Here is a 20,482-nt window from a genome sequence, read left to right as displayed (position 1 = left end):
AGAATACCCCATGCAGGTGACGCGCGATTTCTCTCACTATGTCCGGGCCGCCGGCGAAGGCCTGCAGCACATTGATCTCGCCGTCGAAGGTGTGCACTGCGCCGGATGCATGGCCAAGATCGAGCGTGGCCTATCCGCCATTCCCGACGTCACGCTGGCGCGCGTGAATCTCACCGACCGGCGCGTCGCGCTGGAATGGAAGCAAGGTACGCTCGATCCTGCCAGCTTCATCGATCGCCTCGAACAGCTCGGCTACAAGGCCTACCCCTACGAGACCGAGAGCGCGGAGGCGACCGAGGTGGCGGAATCGCGCTTCCTGCTGCGCTGCCTCGGCGTCGCGGCGTTTGCGACCATGAACGTGATGATGCTGTCGATCCCGGTGTGGTCCGGCAACGTCTCGGACATGCTGCCCGAGCAGCGCGACTTCTTTCACTGGCTGTCGGCGCTGATCGCCCTGCCGGCGGCAGCCTATGCCGGCCAGCCGTTCTTCCGCTCGGCCTGGCGCGCGCTGTCGAAAAAGACCACGAACATGGACGTTCCGATCTCGATCGGGGTGTGCCTTGCGCTCGGCATGTCCGTGGTCGAGACCATCAACCATGCCGAGCACGCCTATTTCGACGCGGCAATCATGCTGCTCACCTTTTTGCTGGTCGGCCGCGTCCTCGACCAGAACATGCGGCGGCGGACCCGCGCGGTCGCCGGCAATCTCGCCGCGCTGAAGGCCGAGACGGCGGCCAAATTCATCGGCCCCGACGAGATCTCGCAGGTGCCGGTCGCCGCGATTCGAGCCGGCGACATCGTTCTGCTACGCCCGGGCGAGCGCTGCGCGGTCGACGGGACCGTGATCGAAGGGCGCTCCGAGATCGACCAGAGCCTGATCACCGGCGAGACGCTCTATGTCACGGCCGGGCAGGGCACCGCGGTGTATGCCGGCTCGATGAATATCTCAGGCACCCTGCGGGTGCGAGTCTCGGCGGCCTCCGAGGCGACGCTGCTGGCCGAGATCACGCGGCTGCTCGACAACGCGCTCCAGGCTCGCTCACGCTACATGCGGCTGGCTGATCGCGCCTCTCGGCTCTATGCGCCGGTGGTGCATGCGACCGCACTGCTGACCATCCTTGGCTGGGTCGTCGCCGGCGCGAGCTGGCATGATGCGATCGTGACCGGCGTCGCCGTGCTGATCATCACCTGTCCCTGCGCACTTGGACTTGCGATCCCGACGGTGCAGACGGTCGCTTCCGGCGCGATGTTCAAGTCCGGTGTGCTGCTCAATTCGGGCGATGCCATCGAGCGGCTGGCCGAGGCCGATCATGTCATCTTCGACAAGACCGGCACGCTGACGCTGCCCGATCTCGAAGTCACCAACGCGGCCGGGATTCCCGCCGATATCTTCCAACTCGCCGGCCGGCTGGCGTTGTCGAGCCATCATCCCGTCGCGGCCGCGGTCGCACAGGCCGCAGGGGCCATATCGCCGGTGATCGGTGCGGTCGAGGAAGCCGGGCAGGGCGTGCGCGCCACGGTGGACGGCGTCGAAGTCCGCCTTGGCCGGCCATCGTTCTGCGGCGCCGAGGCGTTGACCGGCGATGCGACCCATCGCGATCCCGAAGCGTCGGTCGTGGCTTTCAGCAGGGGCAACGAAAAGTTCATCCTCTCGGTGCGTCAGGACCTGCGTCCGGATGCGCAAGCGGTGATCGCGGCGCTGAAGGCGCGCAATATCGGCATCGAGATCCTGTCCGGCGACCGCGAACCGGCGGTGAGGGCGGCGGCCGACGCCCTCGGCATCGCCGAATGGCGCGCCGGCGTCACGCCGGCCGACAAGATTGCGCGGATCGAGGAATTGAAGCAGCGCGGCGCAAGAGTGCTGATGGTCGGCGACGGCATGAACGACGCGCCCTCGCTCGCCGCCGCCCATGTTTCGATGTCGCCGATTTCGGCCGCGCATCTGAGCCAGGCGACCGCCGACCTCGTCTTCCTTGGCCGGCCGTTGGCGCCGGTCGTTGCCGCGATCGATTCCGCGCGCAAAGCGCTGCATTTGATGCGGCAGAACCTCTGGCTCGCGATCGGCTATAATCTGCTAGCGGTGCCGGTTGCGATCAGCGGAATCGCGACGCCCCTGATTGCGGCGGCGGCCATGAGCGGATCGTCGATCCTGGTGATGCTGAATTCGCTGCGGGCACGCAGCCGCGCGCGGGAGATTTTGTGATGGAAATCCTGGTCATCCTGGTCCCGCTGGCACTCATGCTCGGACTTGCCGGCCTGATCGGCTTCCTCTGGTCGCTCCGCAGCGGCCAGTATGACGATCTCGACGGCGCCGCCTGGCGGGCGATCGCGGATGACGATTCGCCGGAGCAAGTTCCGGCCAAGCGCTAGCGAAGATCGCCTTCATTGAATCGCCACAGGCCCTGCGGATGGTCAGTCTCCGTCCGCAGTCGAAAGGTCTCGCAAAGTGGTGTCCGAGAAAGATATGGAATCTGCCCTCGATCGGGTCCGGGCTGACGCGGCGGGACCAGTCCCGGGCGTATTCGGCCCGTCCTCGGTGACCTGGCAGATCGATCGGGAGGCGGTCGTCTTTCTTGGCGCCGGCCGCGCGCTGCTGCTGCAACTGGCCCATCCCTGGGTGGCCGCGGCCATTGCTGAGCATTCGCGGACCTTGGCCGATCCGATCGGCCGCTTCCACCGCACCTTCGACATCGTCTTTGCGATGGTGTTCGGCTCGCTCGACCGCGCGCTGCTGTCATCCCGGCAATTGCATCGGCGTCATACGATGATCGTCGGAACGATGCCCGTGACGGTCGGTCCGTTCGCGGCCGGCTCGCGCTACTGCGCCAACGATATCCCGTCGCTGCGCTGGGTTCATGCGACGCTGGTCGAGACCGCGCTCATCGCCCATGACCTGGTCCTGCCGCCGCTCTCGGTGGACGAGCGCGAGCGCTACTGGGCCGAGAGCAAGCAGTTCGGCGCCTTGTTCGGATTGACGGCCGATGACCTGCCGGCGGACTGGGCCGGCTTCGCCGCCTACACCGCGGCGATGGTGCAGTCGGAGACGTTGACCGTCAGCGCGGCCGCACGCGAAATCGCCACGCAAATTCTTGCCGGCGCGCGTCCGTGGCTGCGCCCACCGCGATGGTATCGCGCGCTCACGGCGAGCCTGCTGCCGGAGCCGCTGCGTGCGGGCTTCGGACTTGAACTGGACGAGCGCGAGAGGATGTCCGCCGACAACGCGCTGAGATGGATCGGGTGGGTTTATCCGAAATTGCCCGATCGGCTGCGCTATGTCGGCCCCTACCAGGAAGCGCAGGCGCGGCTGCGAGGCGAGCCGCAACCTGACTGGATGACGCGTTGTCTCAACAGGGCGTGGATCGGACGGCCGCAGATGGATCAGCGCGGCAGAGATTGAAGTACACCGTCATTGCGAGGAGCTCGCGACAAAACTGCGAAGCAGTTTTGCGCTGATGCGACGAAGCAATCCAGACTGCCTCCGCGGAGACAGCCTGGATTGCTTCGCTCCGCTCGCAATGACGGAGTATGAAGAGGCGTCGCGGCTCACACCGCGGCCAGCTTCCGATACAGCGCGTTGTAGGTGCCGGCCGAGATGCTCCAGGAGAACGAACGTCCCATGGCGCTGCGGCGCATGGAGTCGAGCTGGTCCTGTGCCATGAAAGCCTCGAAGGCACGGCGGACGCCGCCGAGGAAAGATTCGTGCGAGGGTCTCGAGAACAGGAAGCCGGTCTCGCCATCGCTGATGGTCTCGGCGAGGCCGCCGGTCTGGTGACCGATCGGCAACGAGCCGAAGCGCTGGGCGTACATCTGGCTCAATCCGCATGGCTCGAATCGCGACGGCATCAGGGTGAAATCGCTGCCGGCGAAAATGCGTCGGGCCTGGGCGTCGTTGAAGCCGATGGTCACGCCGATCGAATCGGGGCGGCGGCGATGGGCGTCGATCAGGGCCTGCTCAAGCGCCGGCTCGCCGGAGCCGGTGACCACGATCTGCCCGCCGGCATCGACGATCTCGTCGGCTGCCGACAGCACGAGGTCGATGCCCTTCTGGTGCACGAGCCGCGCGACGATGCCGAACATCGGTCCGCGCGACACCGCGAGCCCGAACTGCTTGCGCACATAGTCCGCATTGGCCTTCTTGCCGACCCAGTCGCCGGCGCCGAATTGCTGAGCAAGCTGGGCGCAGGAGCGCGGGTCCCAGCTCTCGTCGATGCCGTTGAGAATGCCGGTGAGCTCGGCCGCGTCGGAGCGCAGCCGCAACAGGCCCTCCATGCCGCAGCCGAACTCGGGCGTGGTGATCTCGTGCGCATAGGTGCCGCTGACGGTCGTCAGGTGGGACGCATAGACCAATCCCGCCTTCAGGAACGATACCTTGTCGTAGAACTCGACACCGTCGATGTGGAAGGAGCTTTCCGGTGCGCCGATCCGCCGCAGCGAGTCCTTCGAGAACAGGCCCTGATAGGCGAGGTTATGGATGGTCAGGATTGACGGCAGCTTGCTGCCGCGCCAGGCGAGGTAGGCCGGCACGAGCGAGGCCTGCCAGTCGTTGGCATGGATCAGGTCTGCTGCCCAATTCTTGTCCAGATTGCCCGTGGCCAGCTCAGCGGCGGCCGAGGCGAAGCGCGCAAAACGGATGTCGTTGTCCGGCCAGTCGCGCCCGGACTCGTCGCCATAGGGATTGCCGGGCCGGTCGTAGAGCTGCGAGCACAACAGCACATAGACCGGCAAGCCGTCCTTGGTGGCGGCCCGGCCGAGAGAGCACGCCGGCATCTCGGCAAATGCCGGGCAGCGGCCAACGACCTGAATATGCGTGAGTTGCTCGATGATGTCGCGATAACCGGGAAGCATGATCCGGATATCGGCGAAGGGGCGAAGGGCTCTGGGGAGGGCGGCAGAAACGGCGCCAAGTCCGCCGACGCGGACGAAATCGTCCATCTCTGTCGTAACAAACAAGACCCTCAAGGATGCCCGCCCTCTGCCGGAGCCCGATTGCTGCTATGCAAGAACGGGTCCAGTTGCCCTGAAATTTTCAAGCCCGCCCACGCGGCGCGTCCGCTCGGTAAAGACTTTCCTACTCAGCTGCCGCGCTCTAGGGTCGATGCTCCAACAACAAAGAACATCGATTGTTCCTAAGCGGCCCAAAGACGTAAGCGAGCGAGGACGTCAGCGAGTATGCAGCTATCAGATAAGCATGAGGGGACGACGACAAAGGCCTTCGCAGGCCTAAGGGTCCTGGATTTCTCGACCACCATCGCCGGTCCCCACTGCGCGCGGATGCTTGCCGACATGGGCGCCGAGGTCATCAAGATCGAGACCGACGGCGGCGAGACCATGCGGACCCGGCCGCCTCTGCGCAAGGGCTGCAGCACCGTGTTCGGCCAGCTCAACGTCGGCAAGAAGAGCGTCGTGCTCGACCTCAAATCCGAGGACGGCAAAGAGGCGGTCCGCCGGCTGGTCGCGACCGCGGACATTCTCGTCGAGAACTTCCGTCCCGGCGTGATGCGCCGGCTGCGGCTCGACTATGACAGCCTGCGCCCGATCAACCCAAGGCTGATCTATTGCTCGATTTCCGGCTATGGACAGACCGGCCCGTCGGCCGAACTGCCGGCCTATGCGCCGGTGATCCACGCCGCTTCCGGCTACGACATGGCGCATCTCGCCTACCAGCCCGGCCGCGACCGTCCCGACTATTGCGGCATCTATCATGCCGACGTCGTCACCGGCACCTACGGTTTCGGCGCGATCGCCTCGGCGCTCTATCAGCGTACGGCGACCGGCTTCGGTCAGCATATCGACGTCTCCATGCTGGAATCGATGCTGACCTTGACGCTGACGGAGTTGCAGAGCTCGCAATTCGCGGTGAAAGCACCGCCGCGTCCGATGTTCGGGCCGACCGAGACGGCCAACGGCTACGTCATGATCACTGTCGCGAGCGAGAAGACGTTCCAGGGATTGATGGGCGTGATCGGCCGCCCCGAATGGATCTCCGACCCGCGCTTCTCGATCTATGCTGTGCGCCGCGACAACTGGGGCGATGTGATGGACGGTGTCGAGGCCTGGTCGCGGCAGCTCACGACCGATGCGTGTCTTGTTGCGCTTGGCGCCGCCGGCGTGCCGGCCTCGGCCTACCGCACCGTGTCCGAGGCGCTGGCCGATCCGCAGCTCGCGCATCGCCGGGCGCTCTCCGAGGTGAAGGACGAGGGCGGCTCATTCCAGGTGCTCAATCTGCCGTTCCGGATGTCCGGCGCCGACACCACGCCACGCGAGAGAATGGCCGTGCTCGGCGAGCACACGCGCGAATTGTGCGACGAGGTCGGCCTTGCTGACAACGCGCCAATTCCGTCAGGCAAAACGGTCGCGCAGGGTTGAAGGGCGGCCTGGTTGCGGCAAGCAATGCGGCCTTGCGTGCGGTCGGCTTGCCATCATCCATCGGCGTCAACTAGACAGGTCCGGGTTTGTCTCGCCCTAGCCCCCGTGGCATGGTGGGCGATAACAAGAAACATGCCGGGAGGACGCCGATGAAGAGTTTCAAGGTCGCCGATTTCAAGGCGCCGCTCAAGGAGTTCGACGAGGCCACGCCGCAGCCCTCGGCCACGCAGGTGCTGATCAAGGTCAAGGCGGCCGGTGTCTGCCATAGCGATCTCCACATCTGGGAAGGCGGCTACGACCTCGGGCACGGCCGCAAGCCGCTGTCGCTGAAGGACCGCGGCATCAATCTGCCGCTGACGATGGGGCACGAGACGGTCGGGGAAGTCCTGGCTTTCGGACCCGATGTGAAGCCGTCGGATCAGGGCGATCTCAAGCTCGGCGATGTCGGCCTGGTCTATCCCTGGATCGGCTGCGGCAAATGTGCCGTTTGTCTTGCCGGCGACGAGAACATGTGCGCGACGCCGCGCTCGCTCGGCGTTTATTGCGACGGCGGCTATGCTGACCACATGCTGGTGCCGCATCCGCGCTATCTGCTCAATCTGAGGGGGCTCGATCCCGCAACGACTGCGCCCTACGCCTGCTCGGGCGTCACCACCTACAGCGCGCTGAAGAAGGTCGAGCAGTATTTCGACAGCCCGATCGTGATGTTCGGTGCCGGCGGCCTCGGCCTGATGGCGCTGTCGCTGTTGAAGGCGATGGGTGGCAAGGGCGCGATCATGCTCGACATCGACGCGAAGAAGCGCGAGGCGGCGGAAAAGGCCGGCGCGCTCGCGACCATCGACCCCAAGGCACCGGATGCGCTGGAGCAGCTTGCCAGCAAGGCAGGCGGACCGATCCGCGCCGTCATCGACCTCGTCGGCAATGCCGCGACGACACAGCTTGGATTCGATTGCCTGGCCAAGGGCGGCAAGCTCGTCATCGTCGGCCTGTTCGGCGGCGGTGCGACCTGGGCACTGCCGCTGATTCCGATCAAGGCGGTGACGATCCAGGGCAGCTATGTCGGCAACTTGCGTGAGACGCAGGAACTGCTCGATCTCGTCCGCACCAAGAGGGTGCCGCCGATCCCGGTGACGCGGCAGCCGCTCAACAAGGCCAACGACGCGCTGGTGCAATTACAGCAGGGTGCCGTGGTCGGCCGCACCGTGCTGACGCCGTAACTGAGTTGGTCATTCCGGGGCGGTCCAGAGGACCGAACCCGGAATCTCGAGATTCCGCGTTCGATGCTTCACATCGCCCCGGAATGACGCATCCTTCCTTCAGGAATCCCCATGTCCGCAAACAACGCCTTCCACATTGCCGTGCTCGCCGGTGACGGCATCGGTCCCGAGGTCATGGCGCCGGCGATCGAGGTGTTACGCAAGATCGAGGCGAAGTCGGACTTGCGTTTCCGCTTCACCGAGGCGCCAGCCGGCGCCAACAATTACCTCGCCACCGGCAAGTCGATTGCGGACTCGACGATCAAGCTGTGCGAGGAGGCCGATGCGATCCTGCTGGGCGCCTGCGGCCTGCCCTCGGTGCGCTATCCCGACAACACGGAGATCGCGCCGCAGATCGAGCTGCGCTTCATCTTCGATCTCTATGCCGGCGTGCGGCCGGCGCGTCTCATTCCGGGCGTGCCGAGCCCGATCGTCGGCGCTGAGAAGCGCGGCATCGATCTCGTCGTGATCCGCGAATCCACCGAAGGCCTGTTCGCATCGATGGGCAAGGGCGTCGTCACCCATGAGGAAGCGCGCGAGACGATGGTGATCACGCGGAAGACCTCCGAGCGCCTGTTCGAGTTCTCGTTTCGCCTGGCCGAGCGGCGCAAGGCACGCGGCAAGCCAGGCTCGCTCGCCTGCGTCGACAAGGCGAACGTGTTCAAGGCTTTTGCGTTTTTTCGCGGTATCTTCGACGAGATCGCGAAAAATCATCCCGAAGTGAAGACCGATCGCCTCTATGTCGACGCCTGCTCGGCGATGCTGGTCAAGCGCCCCTGGGATTTCGACGTGATGGTGATGGAGAACATGTTCGGCGACATCGTCTCAGACATCACCGCGAGCCTGATCGGCGGGCTCGGCATGGCGCCTTCGGCCGACATCGGCGACAAGCACGCCGTGTTCCAGCCGTGCCACGGCACCGCGCCCGACATCATGGGGCAGGGCAAGGCCAACCCCACCGGCATGATCCTGTCGGCGGCGATGATGCTCGACTGGCTCGCCGACAAGCACGGCGTCGAGGGCGCGGCCGAGGCATGCGAGAGGATCGAGCGCGCCGTGGATCAGATCTATGCCGGCGGCATCAGGCCGATGGAGTTCGGCGGCAGCGACGGTACGGCTGATATTACGAGAGCGGTGCTGGAGGCGCTTTAATCAAAGCGTCAGAAAAAGGGGCCCTTGCGGCCCCTTCCGATTCACCAGCGGCGCCAGTGGCGATGACGCCAGCCCCACGGACGCGGACCGAAGAACGGTCGCGGGCCCGCATAAAAGCCGTAAGCGCCGTAGAAATTCGGGCGCCACCAGCAGCGGCCCCAGGGATTGCAGACCCAGCGGACCTGATCGACATTCGCGGCCGGCCCGCTTGCGATCTGACCCGCCTGCGGGATGCCGTTCGGCATCGCTGCGAGCGCCTGTCCGGAAGCGAGCGCCACACCACCCAGCGCAGCAAGACCAAGCACAGCAAACTTTGCTTTCATCGCTATCTCCCTCATCATTGATGGCGGGAGAACCGACAAGAAATCAGTTGGTTGCTACGGCGGCGTGGAGGCGCGAGGAATTTAATCTTCCTGAACGCCGGTTCAGCTTCAGCGCCCCCGGAATTGCGGCTTGCGCTTCTCCATGAAGGCCTGCCGGCCCTCGCGGAAATCCGCGCTGTCCATGCAGGCGGTGCCGATCGCCTTGATCGCATCCATGTCGCGTCCGCTTTCGTCCTTCAGCACCTGCGCGATGGTGATTTTGGCGGCCCTGATCGCGAGCGGCGCGTTCTGCGAGATCGTCTCGGCGATCGCCATGGCCTCGCCCCAGAGCTGATCGTCGGGCATGACGCGCTCGACGAGGCCAATGCGCAGCGCCTCAGTGGAATCGATGCGCATGCCCGTGTACATCAGCAGCCGCGCCCAGGACGGTCCGACCAGCGACACCAGGTGCTTCAACCCGTCATAGCCATAGGCGATCCCGAGCCTCGCTGCGGGAATCCCGAACTGGCTGTCATGCGCGGCGATGCGGATGTCGGCGAGCATGGCGACCTGCATGCCGCCGCCGAGGCAAAAGCCCTGGATGCAGGCGATCGTCGGCTTGGGGTAGTCGGCGAGCAGCGCGCGCTGCGCGGCGCTGCGCTTGGCGTATTGTTCGGAGGCGGCGGCGTTGTGGCGGGTCTGCTCGAACTGGCTGATGTCGGCGCCTGACACGAACGCCTTGCCGCCGGCGCCGCGCAGGATGACGACGCGCACGGCATCGTCGTCGCGCAGGCTGGTCAGGGCCTCGCCAAATCCCTCCCACATCTCCAGCGACATCGCGTTGCGCTTGTCGGGATTATTGAAGGTGACCACGCCGACGCCATCGGCTGCGTGCTTGAGGATCTTGCCGTCGGCATAGGAGGTCTCGGTGGTGTTGACGTTGTCCGGCATCGCGCGCTCGCTGGTCGTTGGCGAGGGGCAATGTGCGGCTGAGACGAGGCCGCGGTCAACCGCGGTGAGGGGCTTGCATCCGCCTGTGCCGCGATTGCATGACGGTCGCGCCTACTGCGCCATGTGCGCGGTCAGCGGATGGTTGCCGGCATTGCTGAAGAATGCCGCCTCTTCGGCCGTGGCCTCCAGCAATTGTTCGTCCTGGTTATAGACGTCGTTGCGGAACTGGATGGTCTGGTCCCTGGTCATCCACGCGGTGAGATAGATCCAGGCCACCGGCACTTTCTTCGCCATGGGAACTTCCAGATGCTGCCCGGTGGCAATTTCGCCGTCGATCGCGGCGCGGGTCCATTTCGGCTGGTCCTTCAGCAGCCAGGCGGCGAGATCGCGCACATTGTCGACGCGCGAGCAGCCGTGGGAATCGAAGCGGTAGTCGTCGCTGAACAGATTGTGCTGGTTGGTGTCGTGCATGTAGACCGAGTAGGAATTCGGCATGTCGATCTTGACCGCGCCAAGTGCGTTGAAGGTGCCGTTCTGCTGGCGCACGGTAAAGTTCGGCGTGTGCGTGCCGGACCAGTCGACCGAATGCGGATCGATCGGATTGTCGTGGCCGTCGAGCACCTCCATGTGCATGCGCGACAGGTAGGTCGGGTCCTTGCGCATATGCGCGGAGATTTCGGTCTTGGCGATCGAGGACGGCACGGTCCAGGTCGGATTGAGGATAACGCTGGTGATCTGCGCCGTCAGCGTCGGCGACGGCTTCTCGGTCTTGCCGACGATGACGCGATAGCGCCGCACCACCACGTCGTTCTCGATGGCTTCGGCAAAGGCCGCGGGGATGTTGACGACGACATAGCGCTGGCCGAAGCCAAAATTCGTGTTCTCGAGCCGCTCGAGCGAAGCCTCCAACTGGCGGATGCGTTTCTGCACCGGCACGTTCATCGCGGCCAGCGTGCGTGGCGTCATCATGCCGGTGGGCGCAAGGCCGTGGCGCGCCTGGAAGCGTTTCACGGCCTCAGCGAGGTCCTGGTCGAAAGCGCCGCTCGCCCTGTCGACGGCGAGATCGCCGGAGAGAATCAGCCGCTTGCGCAGCAAATCGTCGTTGGCGCCCTGGATGCCGAGCGTGAATTTGGCGTCCGCCGGGATCGCGGGCCAGCCGCCGCGGACTGCGAGATCGGAATAGCTTAGCGCAGCGTCCTTGATCCGCTGGGCGGTGCCTTCGTCATAGGTCGGCTCGCGCGTCAAGGCGAGGGCCGCGGCCGTGCGGCTCTCCGCCGTCGAAGCTGGCGCCGTGACGGCGGCTTTCGGTGCGGCAGCGTGAGCCGGACTGGCGGCCACTGGCACGGTGCCGGCCGCCGGCTTGGGGCCAGCCTGGCCAAGGGTCTCGGTTTGCGCAAACGCCGAGGCGCTGGCAAACAGGCCCATGGCAATGATCACGGCATGGCGCTTCGACATGTGTCTGGTCTTCCCCATGAAGACGAGGCCCGGGCGGGCGCTCGTTCGATTGTCCCGGCCGCCATACAGCAATCGGCTGACGCGCACTCCGATTCGCGACAAGTCGCGGGAAGCTAGGGCATCAGGGTTGCGTTCCGATTAAGCACGGCGCGTCACCGAGCGCCTGCGCTCGAGGCAAGCGCTCTCGATTAGGTCGCGGCAAAGCTGAGATGGGTTCGCGAAAACCGCGACGAATGACGGGCAAACGCCCAGAAAAACGGGCGGTCAAGCCGCCCTAGAAGCAGGCCACGCGCGGAGAGCGCGCGCCAAAGTCTCGTTCAATCCGGCCGCGCCCCCGCGACGCGGCGGATTGAACATCGCCTGAAAGGCCAGACGTTGGGTCGATCAGGCCTCGTTCGCCGCGATCGACTCCATCAGCGAGACGAGCTGACGCTGCACTGTCTGGTCCTTGATCTTGCTGTAGGCACGCAGCAGCCGGAGGCTGAAGGCGCTGTCGAGGAAGAGCAGGCTTTCGACTTCGCGCGCCTTGTTGTCGCCGTCATAGAAGAAGGTCACGGGCACATCGAGGGCGGTGGCGATCTGCTGAAGCCGAGCCGCGCCGACGCGATTGACGCCCTTCTCGTATTTCTGGACCTGCTGGAAACTGACGCCGAGCTTGTCGCCAAGTTCAGCCTGCGAGATCTTCATCTCGACCCGCCGCAGACGGATCCGTTTGCCGAGCTCAATGTCCGGCTTGCCGGCACTGCGCTGCTTCATTCTTTTCGCCGCTGTTTTCATGCTTGTTCTCACCGTTGTTCTTCGGTTGAAAATCCCCCGAAGAGCTGGGTCAGGGGTTCGCCCATATACGAGTCCTTGAATTCATGCGGGTGCACGAACTCTTCCTTAAACCACGGGAATCGCGCCGGATTGAAAGCTTCGATCAGCCAGTCAATCATGTGCCGCACTCTCGGAATCCGGCCGCTACCGGGATGGTAGGACAGCCAGATATCCAGCGGTCTGTTCAGCTCGACCTCCAGTGGAATCAACTTCCCGCCAAGCGCAATGGCGTAGCTCGGGAATACGCCGATTCCGGCACCATTCGCGACCGCCCAGTAATTGGCGCTTGAGACGTTGGTCTTCATGACCAGAAGGTCACGTTCCGGAACGCCCGGGAAGAAGCTCTCGAAGGTTTCCTTGGCGGCGAGCTGGTCGGCGAATTGCAGCACCAGGCGGTGCTTGATCAATTCGACGGCCGAGCGCGGCGCGCCGTGTTTCTCAAGGTACTTTTCCGACGCCCAGAACATCAGGTGCATGCGGCCGAGCCGCACCAGCTTGACGTCGAGCGCCGAAGGCCGCGACAGATGGATCGCGACGTCGGCCTCGTGGCGAGAGACGTCGGCGGAGCGCATCGCGCAATGCAGGTCGACCAGGATTTTGGGATAGGCCTGCTGGAATTCGACCAGGCGCGGGGCGAGCCAGAATGTCCCGAGGCCCTCGGTGACGGCGACGCGGACCTCGCCCGACAGGACGTTGGCCGTCGAATCGCTGGTGCGCAGCACATCGTAGGCGGCCGCTTCCATCCGTTCGACGGCGGAGACCACCAACGCGCCTTCATCGGTGAGATGGGTGCCGTGGACGTCGCGCGTGAACAGGGTGGTGCCGGTCTGGCGTTCGAAATCGTCGATGCGGCGGCGGACTGCATTGATCGACAGCGACAGGCGTTCGGCGGCCGAGCGGAAACTGCCGCAACGGACCACTTCCAGAAATATCCGAGCTGCGTCCCAATCCGAGAGGCCGCTGAGATTTGTGCTTGGGCGTTCCTCTAGGCGAACGCCCCTTTCCGCCAAGGAGTGCATACAAGTCCCTTCGAACCGTTAAACTGGCAGAATCCAGCGCAAACCACAACCACGGCGGGTTGAGGAACGCCGAGTTTTGAACGGCATCCTTACCGTGCTATAGTGGTATTTGAGTGTGCTTGGGGTGGGAATCGGGTGAGGTATCGCCCGGAAGAGAGGGGTACGCGTGCGTTCCGCTGCTGGCCTTGAAATGGCTGCCGGATTGCCGGGTCTATCTGGACCGGAGGGCAGCGCGCAAGATTTCGCCGGGTTTTGCGGAATAGATAAATCGCGTCGGCGCAGACGTATCGCCTTTGAGGGTTTGACCTCTTACGGCTTGGAGTCTTACGGCTGCGAGTCTTGCGGTTTCGCGTCTTGCGGTTTCGGCTCTTGCGGTTTCAACGTTCGTCGCTCACGCGCCGGGGCGATAGGAATCGCGGCTGCGATGCAGAAACAAATTGAAATGGTGTTCGAGGGCACGGAGTCCTCGTGCTATCCTTTGCTTCGCATGGGGCTCGAGGGGATCGTTGCCAGCACCTCTCGCAGGCCGAATTAACGGAAAGAAGCCGGTGTCGCATTCAGACGAACAATTGCAGTCGGTGCTCGAAACGCTCGAAGAGTGCCGCAGGGTTCTCAATGAGGGCAACAGCCGTGAGTCGGCTGAGCTGCTTTCGATCGTCATCCTCGACGTGCGGATGAAGCTCAAAGGAATTGACAGTGCCGACCTTCGGGCACTGTGCGACGAAATGTTGCGGAGCGCTTCCAGCGAACCGCAGCCTCCCTCCAAGCAGACGCAGGACCAGCCCCGGCGTCCGCTGCTCCGCGTGGTGAAGTAGCCGCACCGCCGAATCTCGTTTTTTGGCGAGATTCGTGCGCGTCCCGATGCCGCATCTGTGATCGCAGACGGCATTGGGAGGAGCCTTGGTTTGATGCGCCTCTGTTGCGCATTCTCCTGCATCGGTTACACCAGAGCCGGTTCGGCTCCGGCCCGGCAGGCATTCCCCGCGCCTAGCCACGGAGCCCGGGATGGCTCCGACTGCACCATGCAACATGTTTCGATTCCTGCGGCGCTGATTGCCGGCCTCGTCAGCTTCCTCTCGCCCTGCGTCCTTCCCCTGGTTCCGCCCTATTTGATCTATCTCACCGGCGCCACGATCGAGCATGTCGAGAGCGACGAGCCGGCTGCGGCTTCGAAGCGCGCGATCATGATGTCGGCGTTTCTGTTCGTGCTCGGTTTCTCCACGGTGTTCGTGGCGCTCGGCGCCAGCGCGTCGCTAGTGGGCGAACTGATCCGGGCCTGGTCGGCGGAGCTGTCGATCCTCGCCGGCATCGTCATCATCATCATGGGCCTGCACTTCCTCGGGCTGACGCGGATCGGTCTATTGATGCGTGAGGGCCGGCTGCCGATCCCGAAGCCGGTCGGGCTCTGGGGCGCCTATATCATGGGGCTCGCCTTTGCTTTCGGCTGGACCCCCTGCATCGGCCCGATCCTCGCCGCCATCCTCTCGATCGCGGCGGCGGAGGCGACGGTGACCAGGGGTGCGGGCCTGCTCGCGGTCTATTCCGCGGGCCTCGGCATTCCCTTCCTGGTCGCGGCGTTGATGATCGAGCAGTTCTCAACCCTGTTCGCACGCATGAAGGGCCAACTCGCCAATGTCGAGCGTGCCATGGGCGTGTTGATGGTGATTACCGGCATCGGCTTTCTCACCGGCTCGGTCTCGACTGTGAGCATCTGGCTGCTCGAGACCTTTCCGGCGTTACAGAAGATCGGTTAGATCTGCGTCAAATCAAGCGGGCGAGCGGTGGAAGGGCCATCGGCTGCGGTACGCCGTACATGAGCGTTCGCCACAACCATTCGACCGGGCCATAGCGGTAGCGGCCTAACCACCATCCGCTGAAAATAACCTGGGCGACGTAGACGGCGAGGCCGATGGCCAGCGCTTCGGCGGCGCCAAGCTGACCGAACAGCCCGAGACCGTAGCCATAGAAGATCCAACCGAAGATCACGGATTGGGCGAGATAGTTCGTGAACGCCATACGGCCCAAGGGGGCGGCCCAGCCCAGCAACAATCTTCCTCGCGGCAGATTGGCGATGGCGATGATGATCGCGCCGTAGCCGAGAGCCAGCAAGATAGTGCCGGCGGGAGCGGCCAGCGCGCCGAAGCTCGCGTTCGCTATCGAGCCGTACGCCCTCAGCAGGATCAAGACCGCGCCGAGACCAATGCAACTGGCCGCTGTCGAGAACAAGAGCGTCTGATTTGGTTTTCGCAAAACGCCGCAGCGCCAGACCAGCGCGCCAAACAGAAACAGCGCCGAGGTGCGTGGAAAGACATAGATGTGCAGGGGAACGATCAGAGGGATTTCACGCAGCCGGAACGCCAGTACGTGGCCGAAGTCGCCTGTTGCATAGGCGTGATTCGCCTCCTGCACGTTGCTTTGGATGGAGGCAAAGCTGGGAAACAATCCAGCTGGGGACCACACCTGCATCGCGAGATACAGCCCAAGGCAGGTCGCCGCGCTGCCCGCCAGCAACCAGGGGGGACCAAACAGGAATGGCAGAACGACGAGACCCGCAAGTGCGTATTCGGTAAGGATGTCGCCATTCCAGATCAGGCACAGGTGAATCAACCCGAAGATCAACAATGCGATCAGGCGGCGAAACAAAAGCAGCACGCGGTGCGGGTTCGTCGAAAGATGCTCGAATTGAATCGCAAGCCCCACGCCGAACAAAAGCGAGAAGAGAGCAAATGCCTTCATGTCGACGGCCAGCATCAAGACGGTCTCGACAACTCGGTCCAGCGGAGGTGCAGGCCGTCCGGCGGGCAGGAATTGTTCGAAAATCGAGATGCGGAATTCGGTAACCAGATTGATGGCCAGAACACCCAGCAATGCGACGCCACGAAGGGCGTCGATACATTCGATACGGTCGGACGGGCTTATGGGGCCGGGGTGTTCCCCACGGGTCGTGATGCGGACCATTCCAGCAATATTATAGTTCGGGAAAGAATCTGGATAGCCCCATTTCGGCATCTTCTCCCGAGCGTACGAGGCGCACGAATAAGCGAAGGAATGCGAAAACCTTGCTTTCGAGAATGTACCTCCGCGCCTCCTTCATCTCACAGCTGCGCCCCCTTCACCCCTCGTCCAGCACGCACGTCACCGTGCAGACCACACCGCGCGGCAGAAAGTCCACCGTCGCCTCGCCGCCGAGCTGATCGCGCGCGCTGCGCTCGATCAGGCGCGAGCCGAAACCGCGTTGCACCGGCGCTGTCACCGGAGGCCCGCCGATCTCGTTCCAGATCAGCCGCAGTCGCGGCTTCGGCGTGTCCGCGATGACTTCCCATTCCAGCGTGACCCGGCCGCTCTCGTTGGACAGCGCGCCGTATTTCGCGGCATTGGTGGCGATCTCATGCACGATCATCGACAGCACCACCGCAAGCCGCGGCGATAGCGGCACCGCAGGGCCGGCCATGCGGATGCGTTCCGGACCGGAGAGCAGGAAGGGCTGCAGCACACGCGCCACCACGTCCTTCAGCTCCGAGCCCTGCCACTTCTCCTGGCTGAGGAGATTATGCGCTTCGGCGAGCGCGCCGAGGCGCCCCTCGAATTTCGCCCGCTCGTCGCGGCTTGCGCTGCGGAAGGTCTGCACCGCGATCGCCTGCATCAGCGCCAGTGTGTTCTTGACGCGGTGGTTGAGCTCCTCGATCAGGAGATCATGCAGCATCTCGCCGCGCGCGATCGTGGTCGCCATCCTGACGGCAAAGGTCAGGCCGATCAGCAGCAGCACACCGCCGATCAGGCTGGTGATCGCGATGTTGCGCCAGAGCGGCGCGATCAACGAGCTTTCCGGGACGCCGGCGGCGACCGTCCATCCGGTCAGCCCCGATCGGGTGTAGGCGGCGGCGAGCGGGATGCCGTCGAGCGAGATCGACGAGAGGCTCGCCTCCGGCTTGCGGAACATCTCGTCATAGAGCGAGGATGACGCGCGCTTGCCGAATGTTTCACTGGAGTTCGGCACGCGCGCGAACACCGTGCCCTTGGCGTCGAGCAGGGACACAGTCCACTGCTGGTTGGGCCGCTGCTTCTCCAGCAGATCCTGAAAGATGCTGATTGGCGGGCCGAAGCAGAGGTCGTAGATCACTTCGCCATCGCGGAACACCGGAACTTCGACCGTGAGCACCTGCCGCCGGGTGAGCGCGCCGGTGAACAGGTCGGAATATTGCGGTGCCTTGGTCGCAAACATCTTCTCGATGATCTCGAGATTGGCGCGCCGCGGCAGGCTCGCGGTATCTTCCGCCTCAGACGAAAACAGGATCCGGCCGCGGCGGTCGGAGATCAGCACCAAACCGCCCTTGCCGTATTGATCGACGAAGCCGAGCGCAATGCGGCGGAAATTCATGAAGTCGTTGCTTTGGAGCGAATCCGTCAGCGCGAGGACCTGCAAACTGCCGGTCATCCGTTGCACCTCGGAATCCAGCACCAGGCGCATGCTGCGCACGCTTTCCAGCACGCGGCGGGTCGCGTCGTTGCGGTCCTGCTTGTAATTGTAGAGGGCGATGCCGACCGCGAACACGATCATCGGCAGCGTTGTTCCCGCCACCAGGAGAGCGAGCCGGACGGGCAGGGTGAGCTTTGACAAACGCGGACGTCCCGGTTCCGGCGCGGTGGTGCCGGATTATGATTTTCTCAAACCATAGGAGCAGGATTTGCGTTGCGCCACGAATTTCACTCACGATTGTGGCTTCGGGACCAGAGCCGCAAACCGGATTTTGCAATGCAACGTGCAGCGCTCAGGTCATGCTGATGGCGGTCAGCACCAGGCAAACCGCGTAAAGCGTTGCCAGAGCGATCCCGGCGATCCGGGCTTCTCGATGCGATTCCATGTGGTCGCTCCGGGACAGCGGCCGCCGTCGAGGCGGCCGCTTCCTTCGTCAGATATGATCAATCGATTTCCTGCACGACCGCGCGCGTGCCGGGATCGACCAGCATCACATGATCGCCCGAGTAGACGTAGCGATACTTGGTAAGCGACGGGCCCCAGTCCGCAGGTACGGACTCGAGCTCGACGTCGCGCGGAACTGTGCTGCCGACGACGATCTTTTCCTTTGTCGTCACGGGGCGAAGATGGTGCTCGGTGACGTAGGATTTGATCTTGGTTCGATATTCCGGCTCGATCTGCACCGCAGCATGACCCGTTCCCGTGGTGGTGACGACGGTGGATTGCGCGAATGCGCCGGTCGAAATCAGAACAGCGGCGGCAGAAAGCAGCAATAGCTTCTTCATCGTGTTGGCCTCCTCGTTGGACAATGCGCCGCGACAACATCTGACCGCAGACGACGTTCCCTGGTGAACTGGAACAAACTGCCGGTTTTTCCCGTTGCTCCATCAACCTGGCCAAATCGCCCGGTGAACTGGAGGAGGAAAGTATGAAACTGAAGATTGCGACAGCTGCGCTGGTGCTGGCTGCAATGTCCCTGCCGGCGTTCGCTGCCGACGAATTCTATGTTGTGCAGGACGTCAAGACGAAGAAATGCACCGTCGTCGACAAGAAGCCGACGAACACGTCCATGACCGTCGTCAGCCCGTCGGGCACGATTTACAAATCGCGCACCGAGGCTGAAAGCAGCATGAAGACCGTCAAGGTCTGCACATCAAACTGAGGAGGAATGACCAATGCCGGTTCTTATTCTTTGGGCCGTACCCGCCGTGCTGGTTATCGGCGGCGGCATTTATCTGATCGGTCATTTCCATTGAACAAACAGCAACGGGGCTTCCGCGCTGCTCGCGAAAGCCTCGTTGCATCAACTCCGCGATCTACAGATTACTCTCGGTGATCGCGGCGTAGACCATGCTGCGCAGCTCGCGCCGGATCGGGTACGCGCTCGACGGCAGCACCTGAGTCATGAAGATCGTGATCAGCTCCTCGGCGGGGTCGATCCAGAACGAGGTGGTGGCCGCGCCGCCCCAATTATATTCGCCGGGACTGCCGGCGATCAGCGTCTCCGCCGGGCGCATGGTCACAGCGAAGCCGAGCCCGAATCCGATCCCGTTATAGCTGGCTTCCGAGAACAGCGAGCGCGATACCTCGGGCAGCGAGCGACCGCCCGGAATGTGGTTGGTCGTCATCAGCGCCAGCGTCTTTGGCCCGATCAGGCGGACGCCGCCAAGCTCGCCGCCATTGAGCAGAGCGCGGCAGAAAGTGAGATAATCGGCCACGGTCGAGCACAGTCCTCCACCGCCGGAAACGAGGGAGGGCGGGGATAGGAACGAGCTCGTGGTCGGATCGTCCTGGAGCGTCAGGCCCTCGCGGCGCTGGCCGGCGTGGAAAGTCATGCCGCCGCCCGGGTCCGCGGAGTAGCAGGCAGCGAACCGATGCGCCTTGGAAGCCGGCACGTGGAAATCGGTGTCGGTCATGCCAAGCGGATCAAGAATCCGCGCCTTGAGGAACTGCTCGAACGGCATGCCCGAGATCTTGCCGATGAGGTAGCCCAGCACGTCGGTCGACACCGAATAGTTCCAGGCCTCGCCCGGCGAAAACTCCAGCGGGATTTTTGCGAGGCTCTCTATCATGCTCTGGAGCGTGCCGGATTTCTCGACCTCGCCGATCTTCTCGGCGCGATAGGCGGCATCGACGTTGGAGCGCTGCTGGAAGCCGTAAGTCAGCCCGGAGGTGTGACGCAGCAGGTCGACGATCAGCATCGGCCGGGACGGCGGCCGGGTCAGGAAGGCCGGTGCAGTACCGGCGACGAACACGCCGAGATCCTTCCATTCCGGAATGTATTTGGCGACGGGCTCGTCGATCGCGACCAGGCCTTCCTCGACCAGCATCATGAAGGCGACGCTGGTGAGCGCCTTGGTCATGGAATAGATGCGGTAGATGGTGTCGTCCTTGACCGGCGCCTTGCGCTCGATGTCGGCAAAGCCCTGGACCGAGCTGTGGGCGACCTTGCCGCGGCGATAGACCAGCAGGTGCGCGCCCGGGAAGCGGCCGGCATCGATGTAGCGGTTCTTCAGATGGGCATCGACGCGGTCGAGCGCGGACTTGGACAGGCCGACGGATTCGGGCGAGGCGGGGGCAGGGGCGAGCATCAGTTCCTCCGGGGGCAGTTTTACAGGTGATAGCCGAAATGGCGACCTCATTCCAAGCGGGTCGCGCTTAACGCAGGCATGCCGGTTGGTGTAGGCT

19 protein-coding genes are annotated in these 20,482 nt (G+C 63.9%); 9 read left to right on the top strand and 10 right to left on the bottom strand.

Annotated elements, in window-relative coordinates:
- Window positions 1-10 precede the first annotated feature (10 nt).
- The 3 genes from AC0L2O_RS00900 to AC0L2O_RS00890 all read left to right on the top strand — a co-directional run bounded on the left by AC0L2O_RS00900 (window position 11) and on the right by AC0L2O_RS00890 (window position 3,397).
- Window positions 11-2,203 (top strand): cation-translocating P-type ATPase, encoded by a 2,193-nt coding sequence (locus AC0L2O_RS00900; RefSeq protein ID WP_473368360.1) that lies wholly within the window; start codon window positions 11-13, stop codon window positions 2,201-2,203.
- Entirely contained in the window at window positions 2,203-2,370 is a 168-nt protein-coding gene (gene ccoS / locus AC0L2O_RS00895; RefSeq protein ID WP_473368359.1) for a cbb3-type cytochrome oxidase assembly protein CcoS, read from the top strand. The genes AC0L2O_RS00900 and ccoS overlap by 1 nt, the downstream gene beginning before the upstream one ends.
- Before the next feature lie 76 nt (window positions 2,371-2,446).
- The gene (locus tag AC0L2O_RS00890; protein ID WP_473368358.1) at window positions 2,447-3,397 is read left to right on the top strand and encodes an oxygenase MpaB family protein; all 951 of its coding nucleotides are present in this window, start codon (window positions 2,447-2,449) and stop codon (window positions 3,395-3,397) included.
- Between the two features lie 146 nt (window positions 3,398-3,543).
- Here the strand turns inward: AC0L2O_RS00890 and glgA are convergent, their stop codons facing one another.
- Complete coding sequence (gene glgA / locus AC0L2O_RS00885; RefSeq protein WP_473368357.1) at window positions 3,544-4,959, bottom strand: glycogen synthase GlgA; 1,416 nt, start codon at window positions 4,957-4,959, stop codon at window positions 3,544-3,546.
- Window positions 4,960-5,169: 210 nt separating this feature from the next.
- On the opposite strand from glgA, the gene AC0L2O_RS00880 reads away from it, so the two are divergent.
- The 3 genes from AC0L2O_RS00880 to AC0L2O_RS00870 all read left to right on the top strand — a co-directional run bounded on the left by AC0L2O_RS00880 (window position 5,170) and on the right by AC0L2O_RS00870 (window position 8,774).
- Window positions 5,170-6,366 (top strand): CaiB/BaiF CoA transferase family protein, encoded by a 1,197-nt coding sequence (locus AC0L2O_RS00880; protein ID WP_473368356.1) that lies wholly within the window; start codon window positions 5,170-5,172, stop codon window positions 6,364-6,366.
- A gap of 149 nt (window positions 6,367-6,515) precedes the next feature.
- Complete coding sequence (locus AC0L2O_RS00875; RefSeq protein WP_473368355.1) at window positions 6,516-7,583, top strand: alcohol dehydrogenase; 1,068 nt, start codon at window positions 6,516-6,518, stop codon at window positions 7,581-7,583.
- A 111-nt stretch (window positions 7,584-7,694) separates the two neighbouring features.
- Window positions 7,695-8,774 carry an isocitrate/isopropylmalate dehydrogenase family protein gene (locus AC0L2O_RS00870; RefSeq protein ID WP_473368354.1) on the top strand — a complete coding sequence of 360 codons (1,080 nt, stop codon included), beginning with the start codon at window positions 7,695-7,697 and terminating at the stop codon, window positions 8,772-8,774.
- Window positions 8,775-8,815: 41 nt separating this feature from the next.
- On the opposite strand, the gene AC0L2O_RS00865 is transcribed toward AC0L2O_RS00870, so the two are convergent.
- From AC0L2O_RS00865 to AC0L2O_RS00845, 5 genes are all read right to left on the bottom strand, one after another.
- Window positions 8,816-9,097 carry a hypothetical protein gene (locus AC0L2O_RS00865; RefSeq protein ID WP_369725535.1) on the bottom strand — a complete coding sequence of 94 codons (282 nt, stop codon included), beginning with the start codon at window positions 9,095-9,097 and terminating at the stop codon, window positions 8,816-8,818.
- Between the two features lie 108 nt (window positions 9,098-9,205).
- Window positions 9,206-10,027: an enoyl-CoA hydratase gene (locus tag AC0L2O_RS00860; protein ID WP_473368353.1), complete on the bottom strand. Its 822-nt coding sequence runs from the start codon at window positions 10,025-10,027 to the stop codon at window positions 9,206-9,208.
- Between the two features lie 111 nt (window positions 10,028-10,138).
- The gene (locus tag AC0L2O_RS00855) at window positions 10,139-11,482 is read right to left on the bottom strand and encodes a L,D-transpeptidase family protein (protein WP_473368352.1); all 1,344 of its coding nucleotides are present in this window, start codon (window positions 11,480-11,482) and stop codon (window positions 10,139-10,141) included.
- 384 nt (window positions 11,483-11,866) lie between these two features.
- Window positions 11,867-12,238 (bottom strand): helix-turn-helix domain-containing protein, encoded by a 372-nt coding sequence (locus tag AC0L2O_RS00850; protein WP_045008888.1) that lies wholly within the window; start codon window positions 12,236-12,238, stop codon window positions 11,867-11,869.
- A gap of 29 nt (window positions 12,239-12,267) precedes the next feature.
- The gene (locus tag AC0L2O_RS00845) at window positions 12,268-13,317 is read right to left on the bottom strand and encodes a LysR family transcriptional regulator (protein WP_369725531.1); all 1,050 of its coding nucleotides are present in this window, start codon (window positions 13,315-13,317) and stop codon (window positions 12,268-12,270) included.
- Window positions 13,318-13,865: 548 nt separating this feature from the next.
- Here AC0L2O_RS00845 and AC0L2O_RS00840 point away from each other — a divergent pair.
- Both AC0L2O_RS00840 and AC0L2O_RS00835 read left to right on the top strand, forming a co-directional pair.
- Window positions 13,866-14,132, top strand: a complete 267-nt coding sequence (locus AC0L2O_RS00840; protein ID WP_369725530.1) for a hypothetical protein — start codon at window positions 13,866-13,868, stop codon at window positions 14,130-14,132.
- Between the two features lie 207 nt (window positions 14,133-14,339).
- Entirely contained in the window at window positions 14,340-15,071 is a 732-nt protein-coding gene (locus tag AC0L2O_RS00835; RefSeq protein WP_473368351.1) for a cytochrome c biogenesis CcdA family protein, read from the top strand.
- Between the two features lie 7 nt (window positions 15,072-15,078).
- Here the strand turns inward: AC0L2O_RS00835 and AC0L2O_RS00830 are convergent, their stop codons facing one another.
- The 3 genes from AC0L2O_RS00830 to AC0L2O_RS00820 form a co-directional block, all read right to left on the bottom strand.
- Entirely contained in the window at window positions 15,079-16,326 is a 1,248-nt protein-coding gene (locus AC0L2O_RS00830) for a DUF418 domain-containing protein (protein ID WP_473368350.1), read from the bottom strand.
- 103 nt (window positions 16,327-16,429) lie between these two features.
- Window positions 16,430-17,935 (bottom strand): sensor histidine kinase, encoded by a 1,506-nt coding sequence (locus tag AC0L2O_RS00825; RefSeq protein WP_473368349.1) that lies wholly within the window; start codon window positions 17,933-17,935, stop codon window positions 16,430-16,432.
- Between the two features lie 302 nt (window positions 17,936-18,237).
- Entirely contained in the window at window positions 18,238-18,579 is a 342-nt protein-coding gene (locus AC0L2O_RS00820) for a DUF1236 domain-containing protein (protein ID WP_369725526.1), read from the bottom strand.
- A gap of 143 nt (window positions 18,580-18,722) precedes the next feature.
- Between AC0L2O_RS00820 and AC0L2O_RS00815 the strand changes: the two genes are divergently transcribed.
- Window positions 18,723-18,956 (top strand): hypothetical protein, encoded by a 234-nt coding sequence (locus tag AC0L2O_RS00815; RefSeq protein WP_409189653.1) that lies wholly within the window; start codon window positions 18,723-18,725, stop codon window positions 18,954-18,956.
- A 154-nt stretch (window positions 18,957-19,110) separates the two neighbouring features.
- Here AC0L2O_RS00815 and AC0L2O_RS00810 read toward each other — a convergent pair whose 3' ends face one another.
- Window positions 19,111-20,385, bottom strand: a complete 1,275-nt coding sequence (locus tag AC0L2O_RS00810; RefSeq protein WP_473368348.1) for a serine hydrolase domain-containing protein — start codon at window positions 20,383-20,385, stop codon at window positions 19,111-19,113.
- Window positions 20,386-20,482 lie beyond the last annotated feature (97 nt).

Source organism: Bradyrhizobium sp. Kon10, assembly GCF_055807395.1.
This window is presented reverse-complemented; position numbering and strand designations above follow the sequence as displayed.

What these genes read in the sequence shown, in the direction of transcription:
- AC0L2O_RS00900 (WP_473368360.1), top strand. Translation starts at nt 11, where the DNA reads ATGCAGGTGACGCGCGATTTCTCTCACTATGTCCGGGCCGCCGGCGAA.
- ccoS (WP_473368359.1), top strand. Translation starts at nt 2,203, where the DNA reads ATGGAAATCCTGGTCATCCTGGTCCCGCTGGCACTCATGCTCGGACTT.
- AC0L2O_RS00880 (WP_473368356.1), top strand. Translation starts at nt 5,170, where the DNA reads ATGCAGCTATCAGATAAGCATGAGGGGACGACGACAAAGGCCTTCGCA.
- AC0L2O_RS00875 (WP_473368355.1), top strand. Translation starts at nt 6,516, where the DNA reads ATGAAGAGTTTCAAGGTCGCCGATTTCAAGGCGCCGCTCAAGGAGTTC.
- AC0L2O_RS00870 (WP_473368354.1), top strand. Translation starts at nt 7,695, where the DNA reads ATGTCCGCAAACAACGCCTTCCACATTGCCGTGCTCGCCGGTGACGGC.
- AC0L2O_RS00865 (WP_369725535.1), bottom strand. Translation starts at nt 9,097, where the DNA reads ATGAAAGCAAAGTTTGCTGTGCTTGGTCTTGCTGCGCTGGGTGGTGTG.
- AC0L2O_RS00860 (WP_473368353.1), bottom strand. Translation starts at nt 10,027, where the DNA reads ATGCCGGACAACGTCAACACCACCGAGACCTCCTATGCCGACGGCAAG.
- AC0L2O_RS00855 (WP_473368352.1), bottom strand. Translation starts at nt 11,482, where the DNA reads ATGTCGAAGCGCCATGCCGTGATCATTGCCATGGGCCTGTTTGCCAGC.
- AC0L2O_RS00850 (WP_045008888.1), bottom strand. Translation starts at nt 12,238, where the DNA reads ATGAAGCAGCGCAGTGCCGGCAAGCCGGACATTGAGCTCGGCAAACGG.
- AC0L2O_RS00845 (WP_369725531.1), bottom strand. Translation starts at nt 13,317, where the DNA reads ATGCACTCCTTGGCGGAAAGGGGCGTTCGCCTAGAGGAACGCCCAAGC.
- AC0L2O_RS00835 (WP_473368351.1), top strand. Translation starts at nt 14,340, where the DNA reads ATGCAACATGTTTCGATTCCTGCGGCGCTGATTGCCGGCCTCGTCAGC.
- AC0L2O_RS00830 (WP_473368350.1), bottom strand. Translation starts at nt 16,326, where the DNA reads ATGCCGAAATGGGGCTATCCAGATTCTTTCCCGAACTATAATATTGCT.
- AC0L2O_RS00820 (WP_369725526.1), bottom strand. Translation starts at nt 18,579, where the DNA reads ATGAAGAAGCTATTGCTGCTTTCTGCCGCCGCTGTTCTGATTTCGACC.
- AC0L2O_RS00815 (WP_409189653.1), top strand. Translation starts at nt 18,723, where the DNA reads ATGAAACTGAAGATTGCGACAGCTGCGCTGGTGCTGGCTGCAATGTCC.
- AC0L2O_RS00810 (WP_473368348.1), bottom strand. Translation starts at nt 20,385, where the DNA reads ATGCTCGCCCCTGCCCCCGCCTCGCCCGAATCCGTCGGCCTGTCCAAG.